The organism is Ruminococcus sp. (assembly GCF_017549005.1).
Lineage (GTDB): Bacteria > Bacillota > Clostridia > Oscillospirales > Ruminococcaceae > Ruminococcus.
On the sequence record NZ_JAFYYT010000009.1, the window covers coordinates 1 to 15292 of the forward strand.

13 protein-coding genes are annotated in these 15292 nt (G+C 41.4%); 1 reads left to right on the forward strand and 12 read right to left on the reverse strand.

From position 1 onward, the window contains the following. Positions 1-442 precede the first annotated feature (442 nt). From IKW96_RS04140 to IKW96_RS04170, 7 genes are all read right to left on the reverse strand, one after another. Positions 443-1015 carry a type II secretion system protein gene (locus IKW96_RS04140; protein ID WP_296570680.1) on the reverse strand — a complete coding sequence of 191 codons (573 nt, stop codon included), beginning with the start codon at positions 1013-1015 and terminating at the stop codon, positions 443-445. Positions 1016-1188: 173 nt separating this feature from the next. Beyond that, on the reverse strand, positions 1189-1701 hold the full coding sequence (locus tag IKW96_RS04145; RefSeq protein WP_296570683.1) for a type II secretion system protein: 513 nt from the start codon (positions 1699-1701) through the stop codon (positions 1189-1191). Positions 1702-1941: 240 nt separating this feature from the next. Then, positions 1942-2457: a type II secretion system protein gene (locus IKW96_RS04150; protein WP_296570686.1), complete on the reverse strand. Its 516-nt coding sequence runs from the start codon at positions 2455-2457 to the stop codon at positions 1942-1944. A gap of 244 nt (positions 2458-2701) precedes the next feature. Continuing rightward, positions 2702-3226, reverse strand: coding sequence for a type II secretion system protein (locus IKW96_RS04155; RefSeq protein WP_296570691.1), 525 nt, complete (start codon positions 3224-3226; stop codon positions 2702-2704). Between the two features lie 242 nt (positions 3227-3468). Then, the gene (locus IKW96_RS04160) at positions 3469-3981 is read right to left on the reverse strand and encodes a type II secretion system protein (protein ID WP_296570694.1); all 513 of its coding nucleotides are present in this window, start codon (positions 3979-3981) and stop codon (positions 3469-3471) included. A 440-nt stretch (positions 3982-4421) separates the two neighbouring features. Beyond that, entirely contained in the window at positions 4422-5537 is a 1116-nt protein-coding gene (locus IKW96_RS04165; protein ID WP_296570697.1) for a type IV pilus twitching motility protein PilT, read from the reverse strand. 24 nt (positions 5538-5561) lie between these two features. After that, positions 5562-7244 carry a GspE/PulE family protein gene (locus IKW96_RS04170; protein ID WP_296570700.1) on the reverse strand — a complete coding sequence of 561 codons (1683 nt, stop codon included), beginning with the start codon at positions 7242-7244 and terminating at the stop codon, positions 5562-5564. Between the two features lie 136 nt (positions 7245-7380). On the opposite strand from IKW96_RS04170, the gene IKW96_RS04175 reads away from it, so the two are divergent. Beyond that, positions 7381-8262 (forward strand): A24 family peptidase, encoded by an 882-nt coding sequence (locus IKW96_RS04175; RefSeq protein ID WP_296570702.1) that lies wholly within the window; start codon positions 7381-7383, stop codon positions 8260-8262. A gap of 58 nt (positions 8263-8320) precedes the next feature. Here IKW96_RS04175 and IKW96_RS04180 read toward each other — a convergent pair whose 3' ends face one another. The 5 genes from IKW96_RS04180 to pilM all read right to left on the reverse strand — a co-directional run bounded on the left by IKW96_RS04180 (position 8321) and on the right by pilM (position 15284). Next, entirely contained in the window at positions 8321-9400 is a 1080-nt protein-coding gene (locus tag IKW96_RS04180; protein ID WP_296570703.1) for a type II secretion system protein, read from the reverse strand. Between the two features lie 14 nt (positions 9401-9414). After that, positions 9415-9903: a prepilin-type N-terminal cleavage/methylation domain-containing protein gene (locus IKW96_RS04185; RefSeq protein WP_296570706.1), complete on the reverse strand. Its 489-nt coding sequence runs from the start codon at positions 9901-9903 to the stop codon at positions 9415-9417. Between the two features lie 18 nt (positions 9904-9921). After that, a complete protein-coding gene (locus IKW96_RS04190; RefSeq protein WP_296570709.1) occupies positions 9922-12819 on the reverse strand; it encodes a hypothetical protein in 2898 nt (965 codons plus the stop codon). Between the two features lie 84 nt (positions 12820-12903). After that, complete coding sequence (locus IKW96_RS04195; RefSeq protein ID WP_296570712.1) at positions 12904-13695, reverse strand: hypothetical protein; 792 nt, start codon at positions 13693-13695, stop codon at positions 12904-12906. Continuing rightward, a complete protein-coding gene (gene pilM / locus IKW96_RS04200; RefSeq protein ID WP_296570713.1) occupies positions 13692-15284 on the reverse strand; it encodes a pilus assembly protein PilM in 1593 nt (530 codons plus the stop codon). The genes IKW96_RS04195 and pilM overlap by 4 nt, the downstream gene beginning before the upstream one ends. Positions 15285-15292: the final 8 nt, after the last annotated feature.

The window sequence follows — 15292 nt, forward strand, 5'->3', positions numbered from 1 at the left end:
AGCTTTTCAGCTTACATATCTTTTAATCCTGTTCATAACGCTTGCGTTATTACTTTCGTGTTATTTTTCAGTCTTTTCTTGACCTTCTCTTCTCTCCACTGTTTCCAGCTTCAAAAAGGAATCTCAAGGGTCGTTACTTTTTCTTCGCATTGTTCAATTTTCAAGATGCTGTTGTGTCTGTCCCTTTCGGGACAGCTTTAATATTATATCACTGTCTTTCGGATTTGTCAAGTACTTTTTCCAAATTTCTTTGAATTTTTTCGTTCTCGGCTCGTCCTTATCTGTCGGACAGTAATTAAATTATACACTTTTTCTTGAATATTGTCAAGCATAAACTTTTCAACTTTTCCTGTATATTACTGTTGAAAACTTCTTATCAGCAGCCACCTTAAAACAAAAAAATTGCAGCCGCAACTGCGACTGCAATCAATAATCATATTTCTTATTCTTCCTCTGCTGGTTTTGCTGCCATGAGAGACATATTAATAGTGTTAATACTACCACTTCTTATAGTAGCTAAATCAGCATCCGTCAGCTCATCGGTTGTCAGCGGATATGTACCCTTGTAACGTCCCGACTCGAGGTTGCAATAAACAACCGACTGAACAATATAGTTATCAACAAGAACCTTATAAAAGCCCTCTTCGCCGGCAATACGGTTTATCGCTCTGCTGAAGCTCGCGTTATTAGCAGCGAACTTATCAGGAGTGATCGCTGCACCGCTGTCCTTTGCACACTTCTGTCCAACACCGTTATGAGAGTAAAAACAAAACTCACCATTTGATATGAATGCTTCGTCAGACTTCATTGTGCGCTCTTTAGCCGCTATTCGTGTGACCTCCGTCTGTGCTGCTGTGAAAATGATCTTTGCCTTTGAGTTTGCGTTCCTTTCACGAGATTTTGTTATAAAATATCCCCATGTCGGGATCATGACGGAGAGTAAAATGCCAATTATTGCAATAACGATAACAAGCTCCATGAGAGTGAAGCCCTTTTTCGACCTATTTGTCTTCATCGTCATGCACCTCCCAATACAAATTTCCATTTATATTATATCAAAAAGTTCACAGTTTGTCAATAATAAAATGAGTTATCGGTAACAATTTTTTTGTCTTCTTATTGTGCATTCAGTCTATTACGTACAAAAATTGGAAGTCCGGCTGTTGAATACTCAGCACTTTTGACCATTTAATCAGGAACCTTTGCCAGCGCGTCAGTCAGAGCTTTTTCGTAATCGCCCTTATATTCTTTGTAGTTGTCAACTGTAACAACTCCCGAAGGATATGTGCCTGTATACGTGCTGTTGGCGCATACTGCTACAGCTTTAACAGCTCCGCCATCGCATTGAGCCTTAAAGGTAGCTTTTCTGGATTTGTCAAGAAAATGCGTTATTTTATTCCATACAACATCCTTCCCTATCTCTGTCTCAACAGATGATGGAGTTATCGTTACCTCGGTATCATCGACGTCTACGCGCTCGATGGTCATGATTTCCGATCCTGAATCATACTCTTCATCAAGCTCGATAAGTGCTGAATTTATCGCTTTTTGGTACGTATTTGCCTCCGAATTTGCCGACGAGACCTTCGACTTCTTTACATAACCAAGCATAGACGGAACAAGTATAGCCGCCAGAACGCCAATAATAGCAATAACTACTATCAGCTCGATCAATGTGAATCCGCTTCTCCTTTTTTTCATTTTAATTCCCCCTTGAAATTACCTCAATCCTTTTTTTCTCAATCCTTTAAATTGCTCATTACCGTGCGTTATGAACAAAATATAAATAAACCTTACCCACTTATATAATACTACATAATTAACATTTTGTCAATATTAATGTTGATATTCGTACTACAAATCTGCTGATTAATAATTGTTGAAATTCACCATTAAAACAAAAGAGACTCCTTAAAGGAGTCCCTTTATGTCGTTCTTAAATCAAGTCGAATACTTAGTCATTGCGTCCTCGCAAGCCGCTTCGTAATCGCCTGCATATTCCTTGTAGTTCTCAACCGTAACTACACCTGTTGGACAAGTTCCTGTGTAAACAGTGCTGATACTTACTCCAACGTAATTGCATGAACCGCCTTCGCATATGGCTTTGAAACGAAGCTTTCCTGACTTGCCTTTGTCAAGAAAATTCACAATCTTTCCCCAAAGATCTTCGTTGCTGACGATGCTTTCGATAGATGGTTCGGTTGTTACATAATCAGCACTTGAGGTTCCCGTCCTCTCAATATACTCGATTTCCGAACCTACCTCATACTGATCGTCGATTTCCTGCAGTACGGTATTTATTGCTTTTTGTAATGAGGTTGCTGTTGAATTTGCTGATGATATCTTTGATTTTCTGACGTATCCAAGCATTGACGGAACAAGAATTGCAGCGAGTACTCCGATAATTGCAATGACAACGATGAGTTCGATAAGAGTAAAGCCTTTTTTGTTTTTCATAAGATCCTCCTTTACCATTGTTTTCGCGGGTCAGACCCACAAATTCTTTCCCATTCAATCCAGAACAGCAGCTTATTTCTAAGCTTGACATTTATTATAGCAAATAAATATTGACGTGTCAATAACAATATTGCGATAAAATATGAATTTTTTATACCTTTATTGCTATTTTTAATATTGTATAAAAAAGCTTCTTCCAAACAGAAGAAGCTTTTTAACTCAAGTTGTACTAAAAATCGACAAATTACCCTTCATCAGTTGCAGGAACCTTTGTCTTCGCTTCTGCTAAAGCATCATCAAGATCAGCTACGCCAGCAGGTGCACAATAATCCTTATAATTATCAACTGTTACAACGCCCGAAGGATAAGTTCCTGTATACTTTGAGTCAAGAGCAACTGCAACAGCTACAGCAGCACCTCCATCACATTCAGCAAGGAATGCACAGCCCTTAGCCTTATCCATATAGTGCTGTATCTTCTTCCAGCAAGTACCATCATCTGTAAAACCATCTCCTGAAGCGACAGCAGGATCGCCCTTTTCACGAGCAATTTGTGTTATATCTGCGCCGTTTTCCGTCTCCTCATCCATTTCGGTAAGTGCGGTATTGATAGCCTTCTGAATTGAGCTTGCAGCTGAATTTGCAGAAGATATCTTGGACTTTCTTACGTAGCCGAGCATTGAAGGAACGAGAATTGCTGCGAGAACACCGATGATAGCGATAACAACGATGAGTTCAATAAGCGTAAAACCTTTTTTTGCATTTTTCATTTTTCATTCTCCTTTTAACTTCACTTTAGGTTATTATCTTTTCATTCACAAATACTCCATATTAATAACCTGTATATTGATTATATCATGTAATTATTACATTGTCAAGACATATTTGGTAATTTTATATATATTTTTTTTATAGTCCTTCACGTTTTATTTATAACTCCTGCATGCATAAAAAAGCTCCTCCCTATTGGGAGGAGCTTTGAATTGATTTAATTAAGCTATATAACTCTTAATTAGTCTTCATCCTGAGGAACCTTAGCCTCTGCAGCTGTAAGAGCATCAGGAAGCTTCGCTTCGCCGCTGTAATCCTTGTAGTTGTCAACTGTAACAACACCAGCAGGATATGTACCTGTGTACTTAGCGTCGAGAGCTACAGCAACTGCTACAACAGCACCGCCGTCGCAAGATGCCTGGAATGCAGCATTCTTAGCCTTATCCATGTAGTGCTGAATCTTCTTCCAGCAAGTACCATCATCTGTGAAACCGTCGCCAGCAGCTACAGCAGCTTCACCCTTTGCACGAGTGATAGTTTCGATATCTGCACCGTTCTCTGTCTCTTCATCCATTTCGATAAGAGCTGTATTGATAGCCTTCTGGATTGAGCTTGCAGCTGAGTTAGCTGAAGAAACCTTAGACTTCTTTACATAGCCGAGCATTGAAGGAACGAGGATTGCTGCGAGAACACCGATGATAGCGATAACAACGATGAGCTCAATAAGTGTAAAACCTTTCTTTGTAGTTTTCATAAGAAAACCCTCCTTTAAAAATATAGATTTGTGAAAGTCTTTGCTTTCACTCGATTTTTAGGTCCGGGGATTTTTTCTCCCTTTCCCTTCCCTGTGATTATAGTATATCACCTTATTCATAATATGTCAACAGATTCCAAGAAAAAAATCCATATTTGGAGGCACTTTTTACATCAGAACGGTAAATCGGCATATTTTTTTTGGCGTTTTCGTCGAGTTGCACAAGTTTTTGTGAATAAATTAAATCTTTAATTTAGTATTTGTTATATTCACAACTTTTTATACAAAATGTAATTCATATTTTCAAGTAAAATTCAAGGTTTAAGACTTCATTTCGCCGAGAATTTTTTCATTGAAAAATTTACAGTTCTGTATTATTCCCTAAAAATAATACCGTCGGTGTAATTCCGACGGTATTGATATATACATTGATTTTACAATTAACCCTGAGTTGGCATAGGAGAAACCATTGGTCTTCCGCCGCCGCCGAACTGAGCAAGGAAACGATAGAACTCTGTCTTGTCGAGACACTTCTCGAGAGCGTCTACTTCGCTGATAACGTTTCTGGATACAAGTCTTGCAAGCTCCATATCCAGAGACATCATACCCTGCTGCTTACCTGTCTGGATAGCAGACTGTACGAGGTGGATCTTATTATCACGGATCATTGCGGAAATAGCGTCTGTAACGTTAAGGATCTCCATACAAGCGATACGTCCGGAACCGTCCTTCTTAGGAATAAGTGTCTGAGAAATAACAGCTACGAGGTTGTTAGCGAGCTGTGTTCTGATCTGCTGCTGCTGATGCTCAGGATAAACGTCGATGATACGGTTGATAGTATCAGCTGCTGATGTGGTATGAAGTGTTGACATAACGAGATGTCCTGTTTCGGCAGCGGTTACGGCAGCCTGGATAGTCTCGAAGTCACGCATTTCTCCTACGAGGATAACATCGGGGTCCTCACGGAGAGCAGCTCTCAGTGAAAGGGCGAATGACGGTACGTCGTCGCCGATCTCTCTCTGGTTTACCATACATCTCTTATGGTCGTGAACGTACTCGATAGGATCCTCTACAGTGATTACGTGAGCGCTTCTGTTAAGGTTAACGAAGTCGATCATAGCTGCGAGGGTAGTTGATTTACCCGAACCGGTAGGACCTGTTACGAGAACGAGTCCACGGGGACGCATTGCGAAATCAGCGAGTATCGGAGGAAGTCCGAGATCCTCGAGAGTAGGGATATCGTTTCTCAGAAGACGGATAGCGATAGCAGGCTTACCCTTCTGGAAATATACGTTTACACGGTGACGGTAGCCGCTTCTTGTTGTGAACGAGAAGTCGGTATCGTGATGATTGTTTATGCTTGTCTGCTGAGCATCATTCGTCATCTGATGAATGATATTGAGTATCTCCTCTTCGTCCATTTCCGGGTACTGTGAACGCATAGTTCTGAGTGTACCGTTAAGACGTACAACAGGAGCTATTCTGTCTGTAAAATGAAGGTCAGAGCAGCCGAGGAGTCTAACCTCGTCCAGTATTCTATGAATTTCGATTGCCATATTAATTATCCTCCCTGCAAGCCATTAAACTGTAAATGTAGTTCTTACGAGCTCGTCGATTGATGTTTCGCCTGCCTGTACAAGCTCGGAAGCGTTGTCACGGAGAAGCTTGGTTCCCTGTTCCTTAGCTGCCTTTTCGATCTCTTCCTTGCTGCCGTTAGCTGCAATGATAGAAGAAACCTTTGCGGTACAGTGAATGATCTCGTGGATAGCAGTTCTTCCTCTGTATCCTGTATTATTGCAGACCGGGCATCCGCCTGGCTCAAATATCTGAATAGAATGGTCGATACCCATAAGGTCGTTCTCTTCGGGAGTTGACATTCTCGGCTTCTTGCACTCAGGGCAAAGAACCTTGAGGAGTCGCTGAGCGATAACGCCGATGATAGATGTAGCAACCATGTAAGGAGCTACGCCCATATCAACAAGACGTACAACTGTTGAAGCAGCGTCGTTGGTATGGAGGGTCGACAGAACAAGGTGTCCTGTGATAGCGGCACGGATACCGATATCGGCTGTTTCGGTATCACGCATCTCACCGATCATTACTACGTCAGGGTCCTGACGGAGGATAGAACGAAGGGCAGCGGCGAATGTCATGCCGGCCTTTACGTTTACCTGACACTGGTTGATACCGTCGATAGCCTTTTCGACAGGGTCCTCAACGGTAACGACGTTTACGTTCGGCTTAGCGATCTCACCGAGAGCCGCATAAAGGGTTGTTGTTTTACCGGAACCGGTAGGTCCTGTAACGAGGATAACGCCGTGAGGAACTCTCAGCATTGACTCGAACAGTGTATAGTTATAATCCGACATACCGAGGTCGGTGATCTTACGGAGTGCTATCTGTCCTGTTGAAAGGATACGGATAACGATCTTTTCACCGTGTACCATAGGAAGTGAGGATACACGGACGTCAAGAGTTGTTCCGTCAACGACCTGTGTGAAACGGCCGTCCTGCGGGATTCTCTTTTCAGCGATGTTCATACCGCTTATGAGCTTGAAACGTGTTGTGAGGGCGCTGTGAACTGCACTGGAAATATTCATGAGCTCTACGAGGTCGCCGTTTACACGGATACGGATTCTTGTGTACTTATCGAAAGGCTCGATATGTATATCGGTAGCGTCTGCTCTGTAGGAGTTCTCAACGATAGTAGTTGCGAGCTTAACGATAGGAGCGCTTTCAACTCTGTCCTTGGACTCAAGGTCAGCCTCGCTCATTTCACCGAGATCGCCGCCCATAGCGTTAACATTCTCAAGAACGCTGTCAACGTTCTGCATTGAGTAGCACTTACCGATAGCCTTGTTGATAGCAGATGTTGTTGCAAGAACAGGAACGGTGTCCATACCTGTGGAAACCTTGATGTCCTCAAGGACAATAAAGTTTACAGGATCGTTCGTTGCAACCGTGAGACGTTTACCCTGTACATTGATAGCAATTACAGTGTGCTTTCTTGCAAGCGCCTCCGGAACCATCTGTACAGCGTCGGAATTGATCTCAATGTTGTCAAGGTCAACGTACTGTACTCTCAGATTTCCTGCAAGAGCCTTTGCGAAATTAACTTCGGACATGAAGCCCAGCTCAACTACAACGTCACCGAATTTCTTGGAACCGTTGGAATTTCTCTGTGCGTCAAGAACCTGCTGAAGCTGCTCGCTTGTGATAAGCCCTTGATTGACTAAGTAGTCACCAATTCTCTCGTTTCTCATAAAAAACCTCCGCTTATTTTCTGAATACCCGGATGTACCGTCATACATCGCGGTATTCTAAAATTGTACTTGAATTTTCCATAATTTATGTTATAATAATATTATGTACATTTTAATATGAAGGAGGGGTAAACTCATGCTCTTTGGATTTGAGGATATGCTCCACAGTGAATTTACCGAGCTGCCATTCAAGATCATGTTTTACGTCATAGTTTTTCTGTTCGGGATCTGTATCGGAAGCTTTCTTAACGTTGTCATTTACAGGCTTCCGGATCCTGACAGTCCATCCATTCTCGGAATCGGACAAACAAAAGAAGATAAGGAAAAGGCTTCTCACTGCATGACCTGCGGTGCAAAGATCAGACCTATCGATCTGATACCCGTTTTCAGCTGGATAATGCTGAGAGGAAAATGTCACAGCTGCGGTTCAAAGATATCACCGCGGTATCCTATAGTTGAAAGCCTTAACGGTCTTCTTTATGTTCTGACGTTTTATGCACTGGATATCAATGTTAAATCCATAATAACCTGCGTTGTTATGTCCCTGCTTATATGCATCGCCTTTATCGACTGGGACACAAAGGAGATATTCATCAGCATGATCGCTGTGATATTCGTCCTCACGATTCCGCTTCACCTTCTGCACTCACGCGAGTATGAAGATGTTACGCTTAAAAGCCGTATCATCGGTGCGTTCATCATCAGCGTCCCCTTCTTTATAATAGGAGAAGTCAGCAGACCGATCATCAAAAAGAAGTTCGGTGAAGACTTCCGTGCTATTGAACTGGGTGATACATATCTGATGTTCGCTGCCGGAGCATTTCTCGGAACACAAGCTGTTATCGTTTCAACATTCATCGGTATCATGGTCGCTGCACTCGGCGGAATAATCGTCAAGCGTGTGACCAAGGATTCAAAGTTCGCTTTCGGACCGTTCCTTGCGATCGGAATCGCCGTCGGCTCCCTTTGGGGCAATCAGATAGCTCAGTGGTATCTGAATATGTTATCTGCCAAATAAAAAGTGAAAAATAAGTACAGGCAGCAGCATTTGACTGCTGCCTGTTCTTTAATTATTATTATTCTACTGTGTCTCCCGGGACTAATTCGTCACGATAAGTATAAATGAAGTAGATGTCTTCGTCGCAGTTGATAGTACTTGATATATAACTTGTATTTGAATCATCTGCCTTCTGCGTCATGAAAGAAAAACCTTCAAATGTTCCAAATGTCTGAAGAGCTACATCTTCGGTACCATCGGCTTTAAATGGTCTTCTCTCACACTTGTCTGCATCAGGATGCCTTTCCGATGCTGGATTTACAGTATTTATGGAAGTAAATGAAATAGGAGCAACCTGTACTGTTGCGGGACATCTGAATGCTCTATATGTATTACCGTCAACTTCTACATCAATTGATCCCTGATTTTTTTTACCGGCCTTATCTATAACGATAGATAAGCAGCAATCAATTCTTGATATACCATGATACAGTGTTGCGTCGAAGTCCTGATCCAAAGCCTTATATGCCGAATCAGGGTCGCCGCCTTCAGGAACAGGGACATTAACAAACTTGTTCGAACCAAGAGCATAGGAATAATTATACTTTGCATCCCTCGCATTAAAAAATGCAGGATTCAAAGCAGGTTCTTCGTCAACACTTGACGGATTGATAAGTGTAAAACCGTTATTTGATGAATCATTTGACTCGAACGGATAAACACTGTGCATTATCTGTCCTCTGTCATCACCGCTGTTGACAAGTCTGAGAACATGTATATTTCCATCTACCCAGCATACATCTCCGAGCTTATCAAGCTCTGAAGATGACTTGCTTCTGGCAGTAACAATGTAATTGTAATGTGTTCTTCCAAACTCTTCAACAAGAGCCTGCAACTCACTGGAATCAACGTCACCAGTACCGTCGCCAATATTATCAGATGTCGCAACTACAACCGCCTCTGCATACTCAAGATTTGTTTGCAGATAAGTCTGTATACTGTTGGCATTTGCATAAGTTCTTTCAGCTACTGCTGTATTCTTGTAAATACGTGACACAGGATCAATCAGTGACATTACTGCAACCATGATTATCGAAAAAATAGCCATTACCACTATCAATTCTGTTAGGGTAAAACCCTTTTTAATAATTCTTTTCATGCTGCTACCTCCGATCATTCAACCGGTGCTGCAACGGTCGTTGTTGTTGTCACCGGAGCTGCAGGTGCAGATGTCGTAAAACGTATAAACTTGAAATTTATTCCGCTATTAGGACCTTCCTGAATAACTTTTCTTTCCTGAACTGAACGTCCGTCAAGAACGATTTCCTCGGTATTATATCTTTCAACACCAATATTTACACTTGGATCTGGATAAGAAATACCGTCGAACTCGAATGAACCATTTATACGAACAACTACAGTACCTGCCTCTGAAGCCAGCTCAACATTATTGCCCGCGTGATCATTGTAGTGATTAACCGCATTTGCAGCATAAGGCGATTCCTTTACAACCTTATCTTTAAGATTATTTGTCGCTCTTGTAGTAGCATCGATATTCTGACCGACCATAGCAAGTATTACACATAACATAGCCAATACTGCAATAGTGATTATCATTTCGATAAGAGTCATGCCCTTTAAAACTTTTTTACCTTTTTTCATAAGAACATTCCTCCTTTATCAACCTACTACGTATGTGAAGTCCCAATCACCATCAACAGTATGTGCTGTGCCTTCACCGCCGCTTGTCGAACCGCCGCCGCCTGTACCTGATTTGGTATATGCCAGGTTAAATCCGTTCATATTGCCCCACGGATCCTCATTAGTTCCTGTCCAGTCATAATGCTTTATCTTGCTGATAAGAGCGTTTCCAATAATAATCGGCGTATAACCTGGTACAGAATCTCCTGATTCAGGCACATATGTAAAGCTGTCAGGTCCTTCGCCCTTCTTTGAGTCAAGTTCCATGTAAGGTGCCTTTATAGAACCTACGATAAGATTTCCATTATTATTGGTTATTCTTGACTTACTTATAAGTGAGCCGCTCTCATCTTCTTCTGCATAGCCATAATACTCAATACCGTAATCATCAAGATAGTTTATTATTGGCGGCATATTCTTAAGCGCAATTCTGCTGTTACCGTTCATCGTAAGGTTACCCTTTATGAAGAAACGTATAATGCCTCCGCCATACTGCTTAGAGCCTGTATGCAATGAATCAGGCGCATCCTGAATATAGATATTGCTACCGCCGTTCATATTTAAGTTATCAAGAACATACCACTCAAATCCTTCAGAAGGACGTGTTATAATCAAATCATTTCCTTCATGCTCAATTGATGAACTTGAAATGCTTGAGAAATTACTTGATGTTATAACATGAGTAGCGGTCTCAACTGAAGGCTCTTCATACGGATATACCGTTTTATCGAATGCACCGTCAGTCTTATTCCAGCTAAGAGCTCTACGAGCATCATCAAGTGTGGTTACAAGTTTTGTATCGGAATGTGTTACAAACTTTCCATCCTGATATTCGCCGTATATTTTTTCACGGGTCATATTATCGGGATATGCATTTCCAAAAATAGCTACATACTGCTCATACGGAACTGCTCTGCTTGAACCTGTTGATATTTCATTCGCCTCTAAGAATCCTACAATTACATCAGGAATTCCGCTCTTTATAAAGTAATCACCCTTGGCATCAGCCTTTGAACAACGATTATCTTCATCGTCGTAATACAGATACTGCTCGTTTGTTTTTTCAGGCTTTCCATCAGCGTCAAATACAAATTTTCCTTCTTTATCAACTACAAATCTTCCCTTAGGCTCTGTAGTGATAACAACAGGATCTGAAGTATCGCCATATGTAGAATCTGAGATTGGTATTCTCTCTATATAAGGTATCGTGTCAAATCTCTGATCTCCAAGATCAGCGATCGTAACCAAATATTTACCGTCTGACTGAAGTAATACTTCAACTTCATCTATAAGTTGACGGTTTTCAATCTCATAGGATTCGACCTCGGTATATCCAGGGTAAAGCGAATCTTCGACCTTTTCATATCCGGGTTTCAGTGTAACTGTAACAGTATCACCGGCTGATGCATAACCTGTATTGTAAATCAGTCCCGACACTACTTCATCCACACTATAATGTGAATTATTGTGGATCGTACCAGCTACAACAAGATTGCCTTCAATAATTGGTCTGTCGCCGTCTGATGCAACATCCTCAAGGTAAAAATCTCCGTTGACTCTTACATCACCATGTATGATACCTGAGCCATAGTGGAAATTACCGTTGCAGAAAATGTTTCCGCCGTACGCATCATAGGTATCTTTCCTTGTAAATGTACTTGAAGCCCATTTATAAAGCTGTTTAGACTGCCTTCCCGTTGTAGAAGTGTTACCGTTAACATCACAACCGTAATAGCTTTCGCCCTTTTTCAATTTTGTGTTTTCATTTGAAGCTCCACCGCTAAGCATAGTTGCATAAGGTGCTTCATACATTTCAAAACCGCCTGCTCCATCTGATACAGGTTCGTCCATAAGGTAAAGATCAGCCTTTGCCTGGAACTGCTCAGGATAATACATTGTACCTGCATAGATATTGAATGGCTGGAATTTTGTTGACTCCATACCGTCTTCAGGCTCTACATATGGAGCACTTGTTCCCTGTCTTTCATAGATAAGTCTATCAATGTAAAGATATGGGATATCCTTCTGCTTAAAGTTCTTATTCATTGTATAAGAATTCTTCAGCGTTATAAATGCATTGTTCTTTATGGATAAATTACCCATGATAACAGTACCATTCACTGGCACTGCCGTGCTCTTTTCAACATTGACCTTGAAAGAACTTGTTAACATATAAACATTTGCATTAATAAAATTCAGTGTAGTATGAGTCTGGAATTTGTTGTTGAGTTCATATTCTCCAAGACCGTCCGCAGGATCATCCGCAAGTGAGATACCAAGACCACCGTAGATATCGCCGCCGTTCATAAATGTATTACCGCCGGCCTCCTGAAGTCCTTTAACCTCAGAATCGGATACAGGTGTATCTTCCGACCCAGGTTCAGTGTGCTTGCTTATGTAAGCCTGAACTGTTTCTTCCTCACGTCCAAGACGACAAGTAGCTGTAATACGAACTACATTGTACGGAACCCACTTATCTCCTTTGTAAACCCATTCAATCCTGTCTGGAACAGATTCAAGCAAAATCTCATCATTTACCCAGTTGCCTGAACTGTCCCATCGACCTATCCGACCCATAGTATTATCTCCGAGTCTGATAATAGGGTGCAGTTCATCTACTGACGATGTTGCAAGCGCATATACCGCTGCCACACAGCCTGCACCGTCGGTTGGATCTTCCATTGCAGCTTTGAACGACTTTATTGCCGTTCTTGCAGTATAACTTGCCTGAGATACGGAATACGACTTATGCGCTCTGCTGTTTGAAGCTGAAGCAAGTGCAAGTGTACCCGTCAGGAAAAGTATAAGAATCGCCATAACAGCAACTACTGTAAACAGCGCTGAACCGCGTAATGTTTTCCTCTTCTCTGTTTTCATTTTCCTAACCGCCTTTCAAGTTATATTTTTAATAACTCAGCGTTTGAAATTAGGTGTTTTTGCCATTTTGGACAGCCCTCGTTATCAGTCAACATTAGGCGTATCCATTTCATATACTGAATAAAGTGTAATAATGATCTGAGCTGGTGTCGCATTTGATATCGTCTTATCACCGCCGATATCAATCTTTCTTTCCTCCTCATCCATAGGATCTGGAGCCTCTACATTTGCTTTCTTTGCGTCATTCTTACCAAAAGAATAATCTCCAAGCTTTACACTCTTAACTGTGATAGACTTGTCGAACTGCTTTATAGCCTCAAGATAATCCCAGATGTTTTTCTTTGTACCGTATGCTGTTACAGCATAATCTGTCTGAAGGATCTTTGTAACAGGTCTGTCCTTGAGTGCTACTCTGTCAGCATGGATCGTATCTTCAATTGCCTGAAGATTGCCGTTTACATCTGCACCTTTTCTTGCATCCTTGTACTTGTCGTCCTGATCAAAGTAATAATACTTGATCTCCTTGACAGATGCCGAATCAACTTTCACGGACTGAAGCTTTACTTTACTCTTTACTGCGAGATCCTGCATATACTTGTCAACAACTACAGGATTTTCAACGTTCTCTACAGGTACGAAAATCTTTGTGAGTTCGTTTGTAGACTCATGAGTGCTGAGGATATCCTTCTTTAAACCAGGAATCTCAGCTATTTCAGCTTCTATCTTTGCTTTTTCTTTTTCAAGCACTACGAGTTTATCTTCGTTTTCCTTCTTATTATTTATAACTGGTCTTATAAGTGCAAAGAAGCCCAATGCCAGTATTGCTATTGCAAGTATGATAGCAGCAATTATCTTATCTCTGTATGTGAGTTTCATTTTTTCTTCTCCTCCTTTGAAGTTGAATCAGGATGATATGCGCTTTCATCAGGTACAAGATTTACACTTGCCTGGAAATTGATTATTTCCTTATCCTCTTGACCTTCCTGCTTTACAGTTGCTAAATTGAAGCCAGAGTATGAAGCTGCCATAAACATATCATTTTCCACAAGATTCTTTACAAAGTCAGAAGGCATTGTCTGAACTTTAGTATCCTTATTAGCATCACAGGTAACAGAGAACTTGAGCAGACCGTCCTGATACTGAGGATTGATTATAGTTTTTTCCTCTATATGTTCCTTGTCGCAAGTCTCTGCAAGGATCTTTTCAATCTCATCATATGCAGCACCTGTGAGTACAGGCTGTGAACGATAAGCATCATATGCATTATTCATCTGGTTGTAATATTCATTTACAGTATCCTTAAGAGATAAGAGTCTCTTACGGTGTTCACGCTGTGCATTTGTCTGAGGGCTGTCAATATAGTCCTGACACTCCTGAATATCATTCTTAACACTATTATTAAGAAGAGTCATAATACCCCAGCCTGCGCCGACGATCACAAGAGAACCAAGAAGAGCAGCAAGCATTGCAATATTGCCTGCATTATCATTTTTCATCTTGTTCTTTACGGCTGTGCTGAAGTCTGTTTCAAGAAGATTGATCTTTTCAATCTCTCTGTTTCTCTTGAACATAGCGCCGATAGCGTTAGCATAAAGTGAGAACTCAAGATTTTCATGACCGTGTATCTGCGGAGGAACATTGATAAGACTTGTCTTGAGGTCAAGCTTTTCGAGTTCGTCTGTAAGTCTTACATACTCGTGAGTATCTCCGTAGAAAATAACGTTCTCTATAGCCTCGCCTGTGTTACGGCTTCTGTGGAACTGAAGCATACGGAAGATGTTCTCATTAACAGCTTCGAATACGTAGTCATCAGAATAACCGTAGTCAGCAGCATCGATAGAAGCAAAACGTGAGAATGAAAGCTGTCCCTGCTCATAAAGGTTGAGAGATATAAAGTTGTTGTCGATCTGAACAGCAAGGAGAGGCATCTTCGATCTGATCTTTGTGTCAGCGAGAAGAACCTTTGTTATACAGTTGCATCCAATCATTACTGATCTGAGAGCAATTGTAAGAAGCTTGAACATCTCTCTGTAGCTGTTTACGATCTCATAAGGACAAGCTGTAGCAAGAATCCTGTATGAAGGCTCGCTTACCTCGCTGCTGTCAGCGTCGCCAACGATGATGTAGGATACGCTGTATGAATCATCAAGATTGAGCTCAGCCTGCATCTGGAGCTTAACAACCTTCTGAAGATCCTGCCCCCTGTTGCTCTTTGCAACTGTCATTTCCTTGAATATCGTAAGGTTGGACGAGATCGATACGATAGCGTCCTTATCAGGCATTCTGTGCATCTTGAGCACGTTATTGATGAGAGTTGCAACTGCGGGAACATCTCTTACGTGTCCGTTAACGATGAGTCCCTCTTCAACATTTACAGTAGCAGCGGAGCTGATCTTGATTTTTCCGTTGCTCTCAACGCCTTTAACAACTCGTATATTTCTATCGGTAATATCAAATGAAAGCATTTTTTACT